Source organism: Roseateles sp. P5_B10, assembly GCF_056400485.1.
In genome coordinates this window covers 1-538 of the sequence record NZ_JBFULE010001724.1, presented here as the reverse complement: position 1 = coordinate 538, position 538 = coordinate 1, and the positions used below count along the sequence as shown (strand labels likewise).

General features: G+C 59.0%; 1 protein-coding gene. It reads right to left on the bottom strand.

All coding sequences use genetic code 11. The features are described from left to right. The coding region (locus tag AC1DU6_RS35545) for an efflux RND transporter periplasmic adaptor subunit (protein WP_477863313.1) at positions 1-538 on the bottom strand (538 nt) is incomplete at both ends.

Here is a 538-nt window from a genome sequence, read left to right as displayed (position 1 = left end):
AGAGGTCTTTATTTTCAACGATGGCGCGGCCGCGGAGCGTGCCAGTGCCGACATCGAGGCGATTGTCGAGGAAGTCCATCTTGCCTTCGCGCGACGGCTTGGTATCACCGGTCAGTGTTATCTGCACCGGATTGGGCGTATCCCGCGAACTTGGTCGCCTGCCCTCGAACCACAGCCGGCTGTTCCGCTGATAGATCGACTCGTCCATGTCGAAATACAGATAGATCGGCGCCATCGACACGATCGAGGTCAGCACCGTCGCACCGCTGTCGCTGCCCTGCACGAGATTGCCAACGCTGATCAGATGCCGGCTGACGCGACCATCGATAGGCGCAACAACCTTGGTATATTCGAGATTGAGCTTGGCCARTTTCAAGGCGCCTTCGGCCTGCAAAACCGCAGCCTGCGCCGCCGCGAGCTGCTGGTTTCGCTGATCGACGATGTTTTCGGAGATCGCCTGAGTCTTGATCAGCGTTGTGGCGCGCTCAAGTTCTTTCTCTGCCAGAACGACCTTGGCCTTGGCATCGTCGAGCTGCCC